This window comes from Ruegeria sp. N7, assembly GCF_056531345.1.
Map to the genome: position 1 here is coordinate 1 of NZ_JBQFLR010000020.1, position 16,706 is coordinate 16,706.

Annotated in this window: 14 protein-coding genes and 1 pseudogene; 6 read left to right on the forward strand and 9 right to left on the reverse strand. The window is 59.2% G+C overall.

Annotated elements, in window-relative coordinates; genetic code table 11:
• Positions 1-948: ABC transporter substrate-binding protein (locus ACR0ES_RS17465; RefSeq protein ID WP_480871412.1), on the reverse strand; the 948-nt coding region annotated here is incomplete at its 3' end.
• 38 nt (positions 949-986) lie between these two features.
• Positions 987-2,513 (reverse strand): sulfatase family protein, encoded by a 1,527-nt coding sequence (locus ACR0ES_RS17470; RefSeq protein ID WP_480871413.1) that lies wholly within the window; start codon positions 2,511-2,513, stop codon positions 987-989.
• A 97-nt stretch (positions 2,514-2,610) separates the two neighbouring features.
• On the opposite strand from ACR0ES_RS17470, the gene ACR0ES_RS17475 reads away from it, so the two are divergent.
• Positions 2,611-3,516, forward strand: a complete 906-nt coding sequence (locus ACR0ES_RS17475; RefSeq protein WP_480871414.1) for a LysR family transcriptional regulator — start codon at positions 2,611-2,613, stop codon at positions 3,514-3,516.
• A gap of 83 nt (positions 3,517-3,599) precedes the next feature.
• On the opposite strand, the pseudogene ACR0ES_RS17480 reads toward ACR0ES_RS17475, so the two are convergent.
• The 3 genes and pseudogenes from ACR0ES_RS17480 to nth form a co-directional block, all read right to left on the reverse strand.
• Positions 3,600-3,698: pseudogene (locus ACR0ES_RS17480) on the reverse strand (IS6 family transposase); the annotation flags it as partial.
• Positions 3,699-3,963: 265 nt separating this feature from the next.
• On the reverse strand, positions 3,964-4,953 hold the full coding sequence (locus tag ACR0ES_RS17485) for an adenosine kinase (protein WP_480774276.1): 990 nt from the start codon (positions 4,951-4,953) through the stop codon (positions 3,964-3,966).
• Entirely contained in the window at positions 4,950-5,594 is a 645-nt protein-coding gene (nth, locus tag ACR0ES_RS17490; protein WP_480871415.1) for an endonuclease III, read from the reverse strand. Before nth ends, ACR0ES_RS17485 begins: the two co-directional genes overlap by 4 nt.
• 117 nt (positions 5,595-5,711) lie before the next feature.
• Between nth and ACR0ES_RS17495 the strand changes: the two genes are divergently transcribed.
• Both ACR0ES_RS17495 and ACR0ES_RS17500 read left to right on the forward strand, forming a co-directional pair.
• The gene (locus ACR0ES_RS17495; protein WP_480871416.1) at positions 5,712-6,563 is read left to right on the forward strand and encodes a bifunctional helix-turn-helix domain-containing protein/methylated-DNA--[protein]-cysteine S-methyltransferase; all 852 of its coding nucleotides are present in this window, start codon (positions 5,712-5,714) and stop codon (positions 6,561-6,563) included.
• 177 nt (positions 6,564-6,740) lie between these two features.
• Complete coding sequence (locus tag ACR0ES_RS17500) at positions 6,741-7,175, forward strand: glyoxalase superfamily protein (protein ID WP_480871417.1); 435 nt, start codon at positions 6,741-6,743, stop codon at positions 7,173-7,175.
• 61 nt (positions 7,176-7,236) lie between these two features.
• Here ACR0ES_RS17500 and ACR0ES_RS17505 read toward each other — a convergent pair whose 3' ends face one another.
• A complete protein-coding gene (locus tag ACR0ES_RS17505) occupies positions 7,237-8,676 on the reverse strand; it encodes an aldehyde dehydrogenase family protein (protein WP_480871418.1) in 1,440 nt (479 codons plus the stop codon).
• Positions 8,677-8,890: 214 nt separating this feature from the next.
• Between ACR0ES_RS17505 and ACR0ES_RS17510 the strand changes: the two genes are divergently transcribed.
• Positions 8,891-9,541: a peroxiredoxin gene (locus ACR0ES_RS17510; RefSeq protein ID WP_480871419.1), complete on the forward strand. Its 651-nt coding sequence runs from the start codon at positions 8,891-8,893 to the stop codon at positions 9,539-9,541.
• A gap of 130 nt (positions 9,542-9,671) precedes the next feature.
• On the opposite strand, the gene ACR0ES_RS17515 is transcribed toward ACR0ES_RS17510, so the two are convergent.
• Complete coding sequence (locus ACR0ES_RS17515) at positions 9,672-10,361, reverse strand: outer membrane protein (RefSeq protein WP_480871420.1); 690 nt, start codon at positions 10,359-10,361, stop codon at positions 9,672-9,674.
• Positions 10,362-10,628: 267 nt separating this feature from the next.
• On the opposite strand from ACR0ES_RS17515, the gene ACR0ES_RS17520 reads away from it, so the two are divergent.
• Complete coding sequence (locus ACR0ES_RS17520; RefSeq protein ID WP_480871421.1) at positions 10,629-11,264, forward strand: DUF1326 domain-containing protein; 636 nt, start codon at positions 10,629-10,631, stop codon at positions 11,262-11,264.
• Between the two features lie 12 nt (positions 11,265-11,276).
• On the opposite strand, the gene ACR0ES_RS17525 is transcribed toward ACR0ES_RS17520, so the two are convergent.
• Entirely contained in the window at positions 11,277-12,281 is a 1,005-nt protein-coding gene (locus ACR0ES_RS17525; protein WP_480871422.1) for a Hint domain-containing protein, read from the reverse strand.
• A gap of 176 nt (positions 12,282-12,457) precedes the next feature.
• Positions 12,458-14,608, reverse strand: coding sequence for a polyribonucleotide nucleotidyltransferase (pnp, locus tag ACR0ES_RS17530; RefSeq protein WP_209505097.1), 2,151 nt, complete (start codon positions 14,606-14,608; stop codon positions 12,458-12,460).
• Positions 14,609-14,938: 330 nt separating this feature from the next.
• Between pnp and ACR0ES_RS17535 the strand changes: the two genes are divergently transcribed.
• Entirely contained in the window at positions 14,939-16,651 is a 1,713-nt protein-coding gene (locus ACR0ES_RS17535) for an adenylate/guanylate cyclase domain-containing protein (RefSeq protein WP_480774270.1), read from the forward strand.
• The last annotated feature ends 55 nt before the right edge of the window (positions 16,652-16,706 follow it).

A 16,706-nucleotide genomic window follows, 5' to 3' on the forward strand; every position in this document is an offset into this window, starting at 1 on the left:
ACTCAGCATTGGGCTGGAAAAGCCCTGTCGCATTCGAAAGGAAAGTGGCTTAAACGAGCACTTGGGGCGGCACAAAAACGGGACAGGTCCACCAGACGTAGAGCGCACCGTGATACCGGGCGCGCGGTCAACAAGACGTGCAGTACGGGGCGGCACACGGTCAATCATGTCGACCTGACCAGATTGCAGCGCCGCGACTCGTGCGGTGTTGTCGTTGATGACAATCACTTCGATCGTGCCGACATGACCAATCGTGTCATCCCAATGGTTGGGGTTGTGTTCAGCCACGAAACGCACACCCATATCGGCGGCTTTCAAAACATAAGGACCGGTGCCAATTGCAGCAGCTGGGTCCTCTTTACCGCCGCCAGGCTGAATGACGAGGTGATAATCCGAAAGCAGATATGGAAGGTCCGCATTGGGCGCTTCCAGCTCGACAATGAACAGGTCGCCATCTGTTCGCATATTTGCGATACCGCGCAACAAGCCCAACGCCCCGGATTTGGTCTCTTCGTTCGAGTGTCGGTCGATGGTCTGTAGAACATCCTCGGCAGTGACGGGCTGACCGTTTGAGAAGGTGATGCCGTCTCGTATCTTGAACGTCCACGTTTTTGCGTCGGCAGAAGCCTCAAAGCTTTCTGCGACCTTTGGCTCAAGGCCGCCATCAGGTGCAAGCGTCAAGAGCGTCTCACCCCAAAGGCGGGCGACCATATTAGCGGTTGAGTTTGCGGCGGTCGCAGGATCAAGGCTGTCAGTTGTGCCGCCGCCCTGGATGCCAACGCGAATGGTGCCACCTTTTTGTGGACCAGCGGCTTTGACCGCTGACGACATCGCCAGATTGGCTGTTGCAGCAGCCAGCCCCAAGGCGGACGCCTTCCCAAGAAATTCACGGCGGGGCATTTTGCCAAGCGCTGCCTGTTTTGCCAGATATTTGATATGTTCGTTCATGGTGACTTCCCCGTTGTCGTTTGAGAGCTCAGATTTGATTAGTAGGTTGCAAGTGACACTCCGCCTGCATCCGCAGCTGGCGGAAAGTGTCGTGACAATTTTTCAATGATCTCGTCACGCGTGCTGCGGTATTCTTCTTTGAAGAAGAGATTGACGTGTTCACCCGGATCGTTGCGAAGATCGAACATCTCTCCCCAGTCTGCGTTTTGAGGATAGATTGTGACACGCCATTCGTCTGTCATTACCGTCTGGTTGTAGGTGTCCATGCGCGTGCGTGGGTGATATTCGGCAAAAAACTCGCGACGCCCCGGGCCATCTGCCTGCGTCATCAGGTGAGCGAAAGAGACCCCTTCGGTCGGCTGATGCTCCAGCTCCAAAAAATCCTGCAGGGTCGCGCGCAGATCCAGATGACTTGTTGTCCCGTGACGTTCGCCAGGCTCGATCCCCGGACCTGCAGCGATCAGCGGTACGTGCAAAAGCGATCTGTAGGGGCTGGGGCCTTTTCGGATAAGCCCGTGATCACCCAACAACTCGCCATGATCCGAGGTGAAAATGACAATGGTGTCTTCAAGGAGACCCTGATGCTCCGCCTGTGCCATGATCCGGCCGACGCAAGCGTCAATCATCGAAATCATTCCATTGGTATACGCGATCGCACGGCGAATTGAATCGTCCGAGAAGCTCGATGTTGTCTGCAAAAAACCCTGTTCTCGCGGTGGTCCCGGATCGCGCAGGAAGTCCACATAGCTTTTACCTTTTTCCTCATCATCGCCGTCGCGCAGGAAAGACGGCATCGCTGACAGCTCATCAGGCACATATGAGGGCATTGGCATGTCCGCCGGATCGTACATGTCGCACCATGGCGCAGGGGGCGAAAAAGGATGGTGCGGATCGGGAAAGGAAACAAACAGAAAGAACGGGTCTGACCCGTCATTTTCGGTCAGGAACTCGCAGGCCCGATCTGTGATCCAAGAGTTGTAATGCAAGTCGAAAGGGATGGCCGATTTCCAAACTTCGTCAATATCCCCACATTGCGGTTCAAGCGCGTTTTCCGGGAGATAGAGCTCGGCCGCTCCCGGCGCGACAGATTCCAGCCAACGGGCATAATGCCCACCCTTTGTGGCACTAACGGATTCTCCAATCAGAATGTCGACCGCGTCGAACCCGTAAAAGGGGCCGCACCATCCCTCACTTTCCGGTAAGTCCCAAAAGGCGTTTGAATCCGGCATAAGATGCTCTGGCCCGGCCAGAATAGGTTGGAAGTGGAATTTCCCAACCCCATGGGTCTTGTACCCCATGGCCTGAAAGTCATGGGTGATCAGTTTCAGATCCTCAGGCAGGGCAACCCCGTTGCGCGTCAGGCCGTGCGACCTTGCATACTGACCGCTGAACAAAGTGGACCGGCTTGGAGAGCAGATCTGGTGCGGTGTGAAATGCTTGGTAAAGACGGCGCCCCGCTGGGCCAGTGCGTCTATATTCGGTGTCCTGACATGCTTGTTTCCGGTGCAGCCCAGACTGTTCGCGCGTTGCTGGTCCGTCATAATCAAAATGACATTTTTCTTCATTCTTGGCGCTGCCCTCCGAAACAACGGGACAGTACCACAGCGCTTACATTTGAAATAATACTATCTGTTTCGACTGATATTTGTTAATCGAATACCTATGTTCACCCATAACCAACTCAACGTCTTCTCTGCGATCATGCAAACCGGGTCGGTTTCCGCTGCTGGTCGCAGGTTGAATCTGTCACAACCCAGCGTCAGCCGGCTTTTGTCGGATCTGGAGCGGGAGTTTGGCGTTCCTTTGTTTCGTCGCCGGAGTAAGGGTGTGACACCGCTCCCCGAAGCGGAAGAATTCTATCAAGAGGTTAAACGCAATTTTTCGGCCCTTGCGAACTTGGACGAGATCGCCTCTCAGATCGCTCGGAAGGATCGCGGGTCCTTGTCAATTGCCACAATAACCGCCGCCTCATTAGACCTCGTGCCTCAGGCCCTGAGACGGCTGAACATAGCGGAAAAGAACATCCGGATCGATTGGCGGGTACGATCTTCAAACTGGATACTGGACTATGCCCGTTTCGGCGCGATGAGAACAGGCTTCGCCTATGTTTCGCGCTCTCTGAAGCAAATGAACGTCCTGTTTGAGGGAAGCTTACCACATATTTGTTTTGTTCCCGAAGGTCACCCTTTAGCCGCAGGTCAGGGGGCGCTGACACTGGAACAGATGGCGCCCTATCAGATCATCGGGCTGCGCAACGAAGTTGAGAGTGCTTTGTCGCTAAGTGACTTGCTAGAGGGTGAGCGCCCACCGGTGACTGTCGAAACATCTTTAGCTGCACTTTCTCTTAGCAAATCCTGCGGTGGGTTGCCTCTCGTGGATGCATTTACGGCTTTTCATTGGTTGCAAGGGAACAAAGGACGGCCGCGGATCGTAGAGGACCTTCCTCTCTATCGGTTTGCGGTCGTTGAACCAATTGGCATCAACGCTTCACAGATAGACAGGGATTTTCAGGATTGCCTGATCCAAGAGATCGAACGCGTTGTTTTGTGGACCAAACAACTCGGCTAAAAAAACAAAGCGTTCATTGACGTTCAGACTTCTACGGATACACCGGCATTGCGGGACTGTTGCATGCGTTGATGGGTCCCGCTTTTGCCACCGACCAGGATATGCCTCTCGTCCACGCGCCAATCGACACTGGCACGCCGCACGTGTTTCTGGGTCCGCGTTGTGTGCTCCGGCGCAAACTTGGGGCAACGAAGACCAAAATCCAAGGCACTTGCGCGTAGACAGAGGTTAAAGCAAGCAAACACCCTTAAGGGTAAGAATGATTGGACGCTCAAAAAGGCAGCACGCTTCAATGAGTGGGCCAACCGTAGTCCGAATGACTTCAAGCCAGTTGCACCTCTTCACAAAACCACCGCGCGGACCGGATCACAACGCAATACCCAGCCCGCAACATGCGGATTGGCCGTTCAGCCTTCGATAAAGGAGGGGTTTTTCAACAAAATGGGCTCAAAGCAGCCCTTCTTCCCGCAACAATTCCAGCATATCCGCCTCGGGTCTTGGGCCGATATGGCTGATGACCTCGCGGGCGCAGACGTTGCCGATCCTGGCGCAGGTCTCGTAATCGCGCCCTGTGGCCATTCCATACAGGAACCCCGCGGCGAACTGGTCACCGGCACCGGTTGCGTCTACCGGCACGATCCTCTTGACCGGCACGTCGATGCGCGCGCCTCCGTTCAGGACGGTCACGCCATCACCCGAGCGCGTGCAAACCACCAGCGGGCAAATCTCGGCGGTCTTGATCAGCGCCTCTTCCAGATCGTCGGTTTCAAACAGCGATTTGATTTCGGCCTCGTTGCCGATGACGAAATCCAGCTCATTCTCGATCAACAGCAGGAAATCAACCCGGTGCCGTTCCACGCAGAACGGGTCGGAAATGGCGATCCCGGTCTTGCCGCCGCCCTTGTGGCAGGCGCGCGCGGCCTCAAGAAACGCGGCCTTTCCCTTTTCCTTGTCAAACAGATAGCCCTCAAGGAACATGATCTGGCTGCTTCCGGCGACCTCATCGGGCACGTCATGCGACGACAGTTCCGAAGAGATGCCCAGATAGGTGTTCATCGACCGCTCGCCATCGGGCGAGACAAAGATCATCGAGCGCGAGGTCGGCAATTCCCCGCCCGGAACCGGCGGGTTCACGAAATCGACGCCATCTTCGTTCATCGCATCCGCATAGAACCGGCCCAGCGCGTCGTCATGCACCCGCCCGATAAAGGCCGCATCCAGCCCCAGCGCACCTGCGCCCGCAATCGTGTTGGCAACGGACCCGCCCGGCGTCTGCACCCGGCGCTCCATCGAGGCATACAGAAGCTCGCCGCGCTCCTGCTCGATCAGCTGCATGATGCCTTTTTCGATGCCCATCAGTTCCAGGAAACTGTCATCGGCCTGCGAGATCACGTCCACAACGGCATTTCCGATACCGGTCAGCTGGTAGGTTTTCATACTGTCTTGTCCTCGAATTGACAGAGATCACGGATGATGCAGGTCGGGCATTGCGGCTTGCGCGCCTTGCAATGGTACCGGCCATGCAGGATCAGCCAGTGATGCGCATGGAGTTGAAAATCGGCGGGGATATTGTCTTCGATGGCGCGCTCGACCGCGTCCACGTCCTTGCCGGGGCAGATGCCGGTGCGGTTGCCGACGCGAAAGATATGCGTGTCCACAGCCTGCGCCGGCTGCCGCCACCACATGTTCAGCACAACGTTGGCGGTCTTGCGTCCGACACCCGGCAGCGATTGCAGCGCTGCACGGGAATTTGGAACTTCACCGCCATAGTCTTCGACCAGAATACGGCTCAGCTTGATGACGTTCTTGGCCTTCTGGCGGAACAGGCCGATGGTCTTGATATGCTCGATCAGGCCCTCTTCGCCCAGATCCAGCATCTTTTGCGGCGTATCGGCGATCTTGAACAACTCGCGCGTGGCCTTGTTGACCCCCGCATCGGTTGCCTGCGCCGACAGCGCCACGGCCACGACCAGCGTGTAGACATTCACATGCTCAAGCTCACCCTTGGGTTCGGGGTCGGCTTCCTGAAAGCGCGTAAAGATCTCGCGGATCGTATGATAGTCGAGTTGCTTTGCCATCCGGGCCTTAATGCCGCCCGAGGGGCCGCGACACAAGCCCAAAGCCAATGCGCAAGTTCCGGGTCGCGGCAGCGTGTCGCGCGCGCTATGGTTTGTGCCAGACAACGAGGTGCAACCATGAACGTCCAGACCCCCGAAAGCGGATACCACTATAACGTCATGCGCCGGGCAATCGACCTGATTGATCAGGGCGGTGAAACCCTCAGCCTCGATGAGTTGGCCCGCCAGATGGATATGAGCCCAGCGCATTTCCAGCGCCTGTTCTCGCGTTGGACTGGTGTGTCGCCAAAACGGTATCAGCAATACCTTACGCTGGGCCATGCAAAGGCGCTGCTGCGCGAACGGTTCACCACGCTTGAAACCGCCCATAATGTCGGCCTGTCCGGCAGTGGCCGCCTGCATGATCTGTTCCTGAAATGGGAATCCATGAGCCCCGGCGAATACGCCCGCAGGGGCGCGGGTCTGACGATCTTCTGGGGCTGGTTCGAATGCCCCTTTGGCCCCGCGCTGGTCATGGGCACCGACAAGGGCATCTGCGGCATCGCCTTCGGGGCCGAAACCGGAGAGAAGGCGGCGATGGAGGATATGGTTTCGCGCTGGCCCAACGCGGATTATGTCGAAGATCCGATGCGCCTGCGCCCATGGGTTCTCAGCGCTTTCGGCACGGCCAGCGACCGGTCAGAGCCGACACCGCTCTACCTGATCGGCTCACCCTTGCAGATCAAGGTATGGGAAGCACTGATGCACATCCCGTCGGGGCAGGTGACGACCTATTCCGAGATCGCGCAGCGCGTGGGTTCGCCGCAGGCCGTGCGCGCCGTGGGCACGGCGGTCGGGCGAAACCCGGTCAGTTGGCTGATCCCGTGTCACCGCGCCCTGCGCAAATCAGGGGGGTTGGGCGGCTATCACTGGGGTCTGCCGGTCAAAAGGGCCATGCTGGCCTATGAGGCGGCGCAGGCCGACGCCTGATTGACAGAAGGCCCGACCGCTGCCAAAAAGCAACGCAGGTTCGGGTCCCCTGCCGTTCGCGGCCATAGGCTTTGGTGAAACCCGGTTGAACAAACATCTGTTGCCCTTTCCCGGCGCGCGGATGGTAATGCGAACCCCGTCCTAAACTCGCGCCCGTTCAAGGAAACGAGGCAAAACATGACACTGTCACAAGACATCGCTCCGCTGGAGGAGCTGAAAGAGCAGGCCAAACGCCTGCGACGGAAACTGCACGACACCGGCGTTCAGCTGTCGCACGGTCAGGCGCTGGAACTGGTGGCTCATCAACATGGGGTGCGCGACTGGAACACATTGCACGCGATGGCGGGCAACCGGATGCGCTTGCGCGTGGGCGACCGGGTCGAAGGTCGATACCTGGGCCAGCCGTTCACGGCGGAAATTCGTGGTCTGACAATGCTGGGGGACGGTGCACACCGCCGGGTGACCCTACAGTTCGACACGCCTGTCGATGTGGTCCGGTTCGACAGTTTCTCGGCCTTTCGCCAGCGCGTGACTGGAGAGATTGGCTGGGACGGTCGTTCCCGTCGCCATACGTCCGACGGGGAACCCCAGCTAGTGGTGCGGTCTGTCTGACATAATAAGGGCGAGGCAACCGCGTTGCCTCGCCCTCTCATCTCGCATTGCGCTGGGTGTATTATTCAGCCGCCCAGCCGCCGACGGATTTGACTTCCAGAAAGTCCTCCAGCCCCCAAACGCCACCTTCGCGCCCGTTGCCGGATTGCTTCATCCCACCAAACGGAGAGCCCGCGCTGCGCGACTGGCCGTTCATCTCGACCATGCCCGACCGCAGAACCCGCGCCATGCGGTTGGCGCGCGCCTTGTCCTGCGTCTGCACATAATTGGTCAGGCCATAAGGTGTGTCATTGGCGATCTCGACAGCCTCTTCCTCGGTGTCGAAGGGGATCATGGTCAGAACCGGGCCAAAGATTTCCTCGCGCGCGATGGTCATCTGGTTGTTGGCATCGGCAAAGACCGTCGGGCGGACATAATAGCCCTTGTTCAGCCCCTCGGGGCGTCCGGTGCCGCCCGCGACCAGCCGCGCCCCTTCGTCGATACCTTTCTGGATCAGGTCCTGAATCTTGGTCCACTGAACCTCATTCACGACGGGTCCGATATGGCGGCCCTCTTCTGCGGCACTGCCCACCGTGACCTTGCTGGCGACCTCGGCGGCGATCTCAACAGCCTGATCATAGATCGGTCGCTGCACCAGCATCCGGCTGGGGGCGTTACAGCTTTGGCCGGTGTTGTTCATCATATGCAGCACGCCGCGTTTGACAGCCTTTTCATCGGCATCGGCAAAGACCACATTGGCGCCTTTGCCACCCAGCTCCAGATGCACTTTCTTGAGCGTTTCCGCCGCGTTCTTCGAAATCGCCGTACCCGCACGGGTCGAGCCGGTAAAGCTGACCATATCCACGTCGGGATGACCCGACAGCTGCGAGCCAACGCCCGCGCCATCGCCGTTTACCAGATTGAAGACACCGGGCGGGAACCCTGCCTCGTCCATCATCTCGGCAAAGATCATCGCGTTCAGCGGGCTTTGCTCGGAGGGTTTCAGAACCATCGTGCAGCCCGCAATCGCCGCTGCACCGACCTTGAGCGTGACCTGGTTCATCGGCCAGTTCCAGGGCGTGATCAATGCGGCCACGCCAACCGCCTCATAGATGATCCGGTCATTCGGGGCGTGATCCCCCAGAGGGCGTTCAAACTGAAACGCCTTGGCCGCGCGGATGAAGTTTTGCAAATGCCATGTGCCTGCACCAACCTGCTGGCTGCGCGACATGTCAATCGGCGCGCCCATTTCCAGCGACATGGCCTGCGCCAGATCTTCCGCGCGGGTCTGGTAGATGTCGATCAGCTTCTCGACCAGCGCGATGCGGGCCTCTACCGGCGTTGCCATCCAGCCCGGCAGGGCGGCCTTGGCGGCGGCAACTGCCGCATCCGTGTCGGCCTGCCCACCCAGTGAGATCACCGCGCACGGCTCCTCGGTCGAGGGGTTGATGACCTCGAAATCATTGGGTTGCGACGGCGCGATCCATTGACCATTGATATAGAAATTCCGCTTTTCGATCATCCTGAGCCCTCCTGTCGGTCCAGCTAGAATCCGGCTGTTCGCCGACACTCTGTCACCCAAGCGAAGAGGGGGCAATAGATAATTTGATCAAATTATTTTTCCAGTGAAACCGGCGAATTCCTTGGCCGCGACCACGATGAAAGGTTTAACCTTCGCACAAAGTGATTAGGTTTCAGGCAATCGACTCGGATTTTCAACAGGAAAGGAAGTAGCCATGGGTTTGCGCATCAACGATACGGTCCCGAACTTCACCGCAGAAACAGATCAGGGCACCATTCAGTTTCACGACTGGATTGGCGACAGCTGGGCCATTCTGTTCTCGCACCCCAAGGATTTCACGCCTGTCTGCACCACCGAATTCTCGGCCGTCGCGCAGCTGAACGACGAATGGGCCGCGCGCAACACCAAGGTGATCGGCGTGTCGGTTGACGGTGTTGAAGACCACAAGAAATGGAAGAAGGACATCGAGGAATACGGCAAGGCCAATCCCAGTTTCCCGATCATCGCTGATGACGGTCTGGCCGTGTCGAAAGCCTTCGACATGCTGCCTGCCGAAGCTTACCTGCCCGATGGCCGCACCCCGGCTGACAGCGCCACCGTGCGGTCGGTCTTTATCATCGGCCCGGACAAGCAGCTGAAACTGTCGATGACCTATCCGATGACCGTGGGCCGCAACTTTGCCGAAATCCTGCGCGCGCTGGACGGGTTGCAGATGTCGTCTAAAGGTGTCGCAACGCCTGCCAACTGGATGCCGGGTGAAGACGTGATCATCCCGCCCTCAGTGTCGAACGAAGACGCCAAGGCCAAATTCGGCGCGTTCGAGACGATCTTTCCCTATCTGCGCAAGACCAAAGCGCCGTCTTAAGGCGGGTGCCGGGTCAGGGGGGCTGTCTGCCCCCCATCGTGCCTGCCGGCACGATTTCCCCCCGAGGATATTTGGGGCCAGATGAAGCAGGCGGGGGCAGGGTAACCGAAGGGAGACCTGCCCCTGGACCTCAGAACTTGTACCGAAGCCCGAAATTGACACTGAACGTATCCAGATCGTCTTCGACGGTGCCGGTCAACGCGCCGTTCGGGGCCAGTCGCCGCGACGAGACGTCAAAGGCGCGGGCATAGCGGGCGTCGACGGTAAAGGCGGTTGACGGGTTGATCTCGTAAGCCACACCGGCGATCAGCTGCGCGGCAAAGGTGGTGTCGCTGTCATCCAGCGCCACACCGGGCCCATAGGCAAAATCCAGATCCGAATAGGTGGCCCCCAGACCAAACCCGGCATAGGGCGTCAGCGCACCCGCCTGTTTGAAATCGAACAGCACATTGGCAAACAATGAGGTCTGCGTGACATCGCCCGAGATATTGCCCTCGGCCCCCGGCCCGTTGCCCGAGAAGTTCACACCATCCACGTCGCTGTCGCGGTAAGACAGCTCCAGCTCAACCCGTGTTCCGAACCTGTCATTGGACCATTGCGGAATCTCCTTGCCGATGGCCACGCCCAGACCGAACCCTGCGTCGAACTCCGTGTCGACCGACTGCGGCGCGCCGCCGATCGTGCCTGCGAAATCGCTGTCCTGCAACTGGCTGTACCCGACAAAGCCCTGAACATAGGTGCCGTCGCCCAGGCTTTGCGCGGCAAGCGCCGTCGCGCTGGCGGCGAGGGCCGTTGAGGTAAGTAAAATGCGCTTGAACATGATTGTCTCCGTAGCTCCAAAACTCTGCTTGGCCTCGATGTGGGCGGGCTTGACGGAAAGGAAAGGCGCGGGGCTATCACTTCGTTTCACAGGTTTTTGGACGCGCGTGAATGAATAGATCCGGGGCTGGGCAGGCCCGTTCATCTGCCGTCTCATGGCCCTCAGGTTCTGGTTCGGGGCAATTTGTGATAGGGTGCGCGGGGGGCAAAACTCAGGCATACGACCAATCACCTCGGGCTTTCGGACTGTACCTAGCGGGAGAAGACCATGGCTTTTACAGATTGGTATGTTGAAGGAGAGAGTTTCGGGAACTGCAACTGCGGCTATTCTTGCCCCTGCCAGTTCGAAGAGTTGCCGACCCATGGCGATTGCCGGGGGTTCGAAGTGCTGGAGGTGACCAAAGGGCATTTCGGTGACACCGACCTCAGCGGGACTAGGGCCGCACTGATCTATGCCTGGCCGGGGCCGATCTTTGAAGGCGGCGGCGAGATGCAGGTGATCGTTGATCCCGCAGCAACCCCGGCACAGCGTGACGCGCTGGAAAAGGTCTTTCACGGTGAAGAAACCGAAGAGATGGCGACGCATTGGTACGTGTTCAGGGCAATGTGCGAGACGGTTCATGACACGCTCTACCTGCCGATCGAATTCGAGATGGACCTAGAAGAGCGCACGGCCAGCGTTACCGTTGGTGATGTTCTGAAATCCACCGGACAGCCGATTCAGGCCCCGCATGGCGGCGGCGCGCATCGGGTGCGCATCGATATTCCCGGCGGGATCGAGTTTTCCATTGCCGAGATTGGCAGCGCCTCGACCCGCTCTGACGCCGCGATCAAGCTGGACCTGAAGGACAGCTATGGCCAGTGGCACTTTCTGAAACACGGGCCCAGCGGTGTTGCCCACTGATCGGCCCCCCTGTCAGGCGGCGCGCGCAGGTGCGTTCAGGACGGGCGTCCAGCAGGGCAACGTCAGATCCGCCCTCAGCACCCGAACCTCGAAGGGTTTCAGCACCGGCAACGCGGTTGATCCATAGCCATCGGCACCGCAGGCCAGATCCGGGAACAGGGTGAACAGCTCGCGCCGTGTGGCAGGTGCCATCGCGCCCAGTGTCGTGTCACCGGGATAGAAGGATTCGGACCAGATGCCTTCGACGTTTACCAGTTCATGCCGGTCAAAGAGGATATGGACATACTCGACCCCTTGCGCGGGCAGCTCTTGAACGATTGTCCGCCCGTTGATCAACCCCTTGGCCGGGGCCAGCATCGCGGTCTCGCAATGCATCAGCTCCATCATCGCCGAGGTGACGGCGATCCGGTGCTGTGGTGAGACGACCAGATCACGGTTTGGGCTGTTCGGCCCGAAACACCCCGCGATGATCCGGACAGGGCAAAGATGAGGGTCCTGTTGCAACTCCTGCGCTGACAAGCGACGCCTGCCGATCCAGCGCACCGGGCGGATATGGCCCTTGGCCGTAAGAACCGGGTCGCCGGGGTTCAGCGTTTCGACACGGCGCAGCCCGGTGGGCGTCCGGATCAGGGACCCGGCGGTAAAACACACGAAAGACGGCAAGGTCTGATAGGTGCTTGGCGCTGCCGTCCCGCCAAAGCTGGTCCCCGTGATCGTATCGTTCAGCTGCGCCTGACCCGAGGTGACGATGATGTAGCGCGGGTTCGAGAACTGAACCAGAATGAAGGTGACAGGCGCCCCGTTCACCGTCCCCGAATAGCTTTCGAAGGTGCTGAAATTCTGGCTTGTCCCGGAAAAACCGGGCAGGGCCGACAGATCAAGCTGCGCGCTGTCAGGGTCGGGATCCTGCAACAGGGAGTCATTGTCGGTGATATCAACGGAATAAGCGGCAGTAATATCGACGCTTTTATTGCTGTAGGGGTCTGCGCTGATTTCGAAAACGGTTATCGAGGCCACGGTCGAAAAGCATCCCTGAATGCAACATGATCATCCTTATGGTTGAGTAAATACACGCATGAAGTGTTAATAATTGATTTACCAAGCCACGGGAGGCCCGACACTCCTGACCGCGCGGACAAAAAAAGCCCCGGTCGAAACCGGGGCCTTTCGCATTCAATCAGAGGGTGGGCAGATTACTCTGCGCTTTCCTCTTTCTTTTCTTTCTTCTCGGGAACGATCTCTTCGCCGGTTTCCTGATCGACCACTTTCATCGACAGGCGAACCTTGCCGCGATCGTCAAAGCCCAGCAGCTTGACCTTCACTTCCTGACCTTCCTTCAGAACATCCGACGGATGGTTCAGGCGGCGGTTTTCGATCTGGGACACGTGGACCAGACCGTCGCGCTTGCCAAAGAAGTTCACGAAGGCACCGAAATCGACGATCTTGACCACCTTGCCGGTATAGACCTGACCTTCTTCCGGCTCGGCCACGATCGACCAGATCATGTCATAGGCTTTCTTGATCGATTCCCCATCGGGCGATGCGATCTTGATGACGCCATCGTCGTTGATGTCGACCTTGGCACCCGAAACCTCGACGATCTCGCGGATGACCTTGCCGCCCGAACCGATCACTTCACGGATCTTGTCGGTCGGGATGTTCATGGTCTCGATGCGCGGCGCGTGGACCGAGAACTCGTTGGTCTCGGACAGGGCTTTGCCCATCTCGCCCAGGATGTGCATCCGGCCGTCCTTGGCCTGTGCTAGGGCGGTTTCCATGATCTGAGGCGTGATGCCCGCGACCTTGATGTCCATCTGAAGCGAGGTGATGCCGTTTGCAGTACCCGCAACCTTAAAGTCCATATCGCCCAGGTGGTCTTCGTCACCCAGAATGTCGGTCAGAACCGCGTAAGACCCGTCATCTTCCAGGATCAGGCCCATGGCCACACCGGCAACCGGAGCTTTCAGCGGAACACCCGCATCCATCATCGACAGCGACCCGCCGCAGACAGACGCCATCGAGCTGGAGCCGTTGGATTCAGTGATCTCGGACACCACGCGGATGGTATAGGGGAAGTCGGTCGGCGCAGGCAGAACCGCCTGAAGCGCGCGCCATGCCAGCTTACCGTGACCGATTTCGCGACGGCCGGGCGAACCCACTCGGCCCACTTCACCCACCGAGTACGGAGGGAAGTTGTAATGCAGCAGGAAGTTCGATTTGAAGTTGCCGTGCAGCGCATCGATGAACTGCTCATCGTCGCCGGTGCCCAGCGTGGTCACGGCCAGCGCCTGAGTTTCACCGCGGGTGAACAGGGCAGAGCCGTGTGTGCGCGGCAGCAGCGAGGTTTCGGCTTCGATGGCACGCACATCGGTGGTCGAACGACCGTCGATGCGCTTGCCGCCCTTGACGACGTCACCGCGCAGAATACCGGCTTCCAGCTTTTTCATCGCCGAGCCAAGATTGGCGTCTTCCAGCTGTTCCTCGGTCAGCGCTTCCTTGATCGCTTCACGGGCAGCGGCAACAGCGGCGGTGCGCTCCTGCTTGTCGGTGATCGCGAACGCGGCGCGCATCTGCTCTTCACCGGCAGCCGAAACAGCGGCGTAAAGCTCCGAGTAATCGGGTGCGACGAATTCAAACGGCTCTTTCGCGGCGTCTTCGGCCAGCGAAATGATCAGGTCGATGACCGGCTGGATCTGTGCATGCGCAAAGGTCACGGCACCCAGCATTTCGGCCTCGGACAGCTCATAGGCTTCCGATTCCACCATCATCACGGCGTCTTTGGTGCCGGCAACAACCAGATCCAGACGCTGTTCAGGGTTCAGGCGCAGGTCCTGCATGTCATCCACGGTCGGGTTCAGGACGTATTCGCCATCCACGAAACCAACGCGGGCACCGGCGATCGGGCCCATGAACGGCGCGCCGGAAATGGTCAGCGCAGCCGACGCGGCGATCATTGCAACGATGTCGGGATCATTGACCAGATCGTGGCTCAGCACGGTGCACATCACCAGCACTTCGTTTTTGAAACCGTCAACGAACAGCGGGCGGATCGGACGGTCGATCAGACGCGCGGTCAGCGTCTCTTTCTCGGTCGGGCGCGCTTCGCGCTTGAAGAAGCCACCCGGAACCTTACCGGCGGCGTAATATTTCTCTTGGTAATGTACGGTCAGCGGGAAAAAGTCCTGACCAGGTTTTTGGCTCTTGGCAAAGGTCACGTTGGCCATAACGCTGGTTTCGCCCAGCGTGGCAATCACGGTGCCGTCGGCCTGACGGGCAACCTTGCCAGTTTCCAGTGTCAGCGTCTCCTCGCCCCACTGCATCGATTTCTTCGTTACATCAAACATATGCGTATCCTAGAACGGAGCACTCCCGCCCCTGCGGGTCTCCGGTTTTGCATGGCGGCCCCATTGCCGCCGACCCCATTTATCTTCCGTTCGAGTGCCGGGGTCAGGGCACAACGTCTCAGATACCGCGCGCATACATGAGAATGCGTTGGAAGGAAAGCGAAACCGAAAAAGCTGGCCGGATCATGCTGAGGCAGGCTCTGACCTCTCGCAGCGCGTCGCAAGGCACAGGGGCCGCATGATGGCGCGCTGCGTGCCATTGCCCCCGTCCGGGAAATGGCCTGACAGAACCGGATCACTGCGCTAACCTCACTTTCATCGGGGGTGCGAATGAAAAGACGGCTTACGACAGTGCTGGCGGCTGACGTTGTCGGGTACTCGGCGCTTATGGATCAGGACCGGCAGGGTACACTTGCAGCGCTGAAATCGTTCCGTGACGACACGCTCACCGCCCTGCTGGAATCCCACAACGGCACATTGATCAAAAGCATGGGGGATGGCTGGATCGCCGAATTCCAGTCAACGTCAGACGCGTCGGATTTTGCGATTGCCCTGCAATCCTGCGACAAGCCCGAAGGGCTGCGGCTGCGCATCGGTATTCACACGGGTGAGGTCATCACGGAAGGCGAGGACATCTTCGGTGATGGCATCAATGTCGCTGCCCGGCTCGAGGCTCTGGCCAAACCCGACCAGATCCTGATCTCGGACACGGCGCATCACAGCCTTGACCGGGGTGATGCGGGTCTGTTCGGCGGCGGCGGGCAGGCCGAGCTAAAGAACATCACGCGCCGCGTTGGTGTCTGGTGCTGGCCAAAGGGCTCAACCGCCAATCTTGCAACACCCGCCGACACCCGCCCGGGGATCGCCGTCCTGCCCTTCGACAACATGTCCGGCGACCCCGAGCAAGAGTTCTTTGCCGACGGTATAACCGAAGACATCATCACGGAACTGTCGCGCTTTCGCTGGCTGATGGTCGTGGCCCGCAACTCGTCCTTCATCTTCAAGGGAAAAACGACGGATATCCGCCAGGTCGGCCTGACGCTCGGGGTTCGGTATGTGCTGGAAGGGTCCGTCCGCCGCGCGGGACAGCGTGTCCGGATCACCGGGCAGTTGATCGATGCGGAAAATGGCAGCCACCTGTGGGCCGATCGCTTTGACGGGGTGCTGGACGATATCTTCGACCTTCAGGACAAGGTCACGCAAGAGGTCGTCACGGCGATCGAGCCTTCGCTGCGCCACGCTGAAACGAACCGGTCCCGCGCCAAGCCGACCGAAAACCTCGAAGCATATGAACTCTATCTTCAGGCGCAGTCGCATTTTCATCTGCTGACAGATGACGCCAATCGCGAAGCCATCCGGCTGACGACGCTGGCGCTGGACCGCGACCCGGATTACGCCGCTGCCGCAGGGCTGCTGGCCTGGCTGCACATTCAGCGGCTTGTTCAGGGGCTCGATCCCATCGGCGAAGGGCCCAGGGCCGCCATCAGCGCGGCAGAACGCGTTCTCATGAGCGACCGCGCCGACGGCATTGCCATGGCTTATGCGGCGCATTCAATCTCGATGCTGGCCCGCGACTTGCCGCGCGCGCGGGCGGCGTTCAAACAGGCTCTGGCCGAAAACCCTAATGCTGCAAGTGTTCACATGCTCGCCTCCATCAACCTGTGCATGTTGAACCGGTCGGACGAGGCATTGGAACACGCAACACATGCCATTGAACTCAGCCCGAAAGACCCGATGCGCCATGCGGCGCATATCGCCCGGGCAAGTGCGCTTTTTCAACTGCGCCGGTATGACGAGGCCGCCGCCGCAGCGCGTGACGCTCTGGCCGTTCGGTCAGGATTTGTCATGAGCCACCTGATGCTTATTGCCGCCTTGGGCCAGATGTCGGATGCCGCAGCGGCGCAGGCGGCGATAAGCGACCTGCAAGCATTGCGCCCCGATATCACCGCTTCCTCGGATCAGACCAGTTTGCCAATCTTTACCGTTCCGGCCTGTGCGGAAAGCTGGCGCGAAGGGTGGAAAAAGGCCGGTCTTCCCGAATAACGGCTGATCTACAGACACGCGTTCTGCTGCGGCCACGAAACGCCGCGCCCCCCGG

Coding starts and splice junctions, on each gene's coding strand:
- ACR0ES_RS17505 (WP_480871418.1), bottom strand. CDS start 8,676: ATGATCGAAAAGCGGAATTTCTATATCAATGGTCAATGGATCGCGCCG.
- ACR0ES_RS17510 (WP_480871419.1), top strand. CDS start 8,891: ATGGGTTTGCGCATCAACGATACGGTCCCGAACTTCACCGCAGAAACA.
- nth (WP_480871415.1), bottom strand. CDS start 5,594: ATGGCAAAGCAACTCGACTATCATACGATCCGCGAGATCTTTACGCGC.
- ACR0ES_RS17535 (WP_480774270.1), top strand. CDS start 14,939: ATGAAAAGACGGCTTACGACAGTGCTGGCGGCTGACGTTGTCGGGTAC.
- ACR0ES_RS17475 (WP_480871414.1), top strand. CDS start 2,611: ATGTTCACCCATAACCAACTCAACGTCTTCTCTGCGATCATGCAAACC.
- ACR0ES_RS17515 (WP_480871420.1), bottom strand. CDS start 10,361: ATGTTCAAGCGCATTTTACTTACCTCAACGGCCCTCGCCGCCAGCGCG.
- ACR0ES_RS17470 (WP_480871413.1), bottom strand. CDS start 2,513: ATGAAGAAAAATGTCATTTTGATTATGACGGACCAGCAACGCGCGAAC.
- ACR0ES_RS17520 (WP_480871421.1), top strand. CDS start 10,629: ATGGCTTTTACAGATTGGTATGTTGAAGGAGAGAGTTTCGGGAACTGC.
- pnp (WP_209505097.1), bottom strand. CDS start 14,608: ATGTTTGATGTAACGAAGAAATCGATGCAGTGGGGCGAGGAGACGCTG.
- ACR0ES_RS17500 (WP_480871417.1), top strand. CDS start 6,741: ATGACACTGTCACAAGACATCGCTCCGCTGGAGGAGCTGAAAGAGCAG.
- ACR0ES_RS17495 (WP_480871416.1), top strand. CDS start 5,712: ATGAACGTCCAGACCCCCGAAAGCGGATACCACTATAACGTCATGCGC.
- ACR0ES_RS17485 (WP_480774276.1), bottom strand. CDS start 4,953: ATGAAAACCTACCAGCTGACCGGTATCGGAAATGCCGTTGTGGACGTG.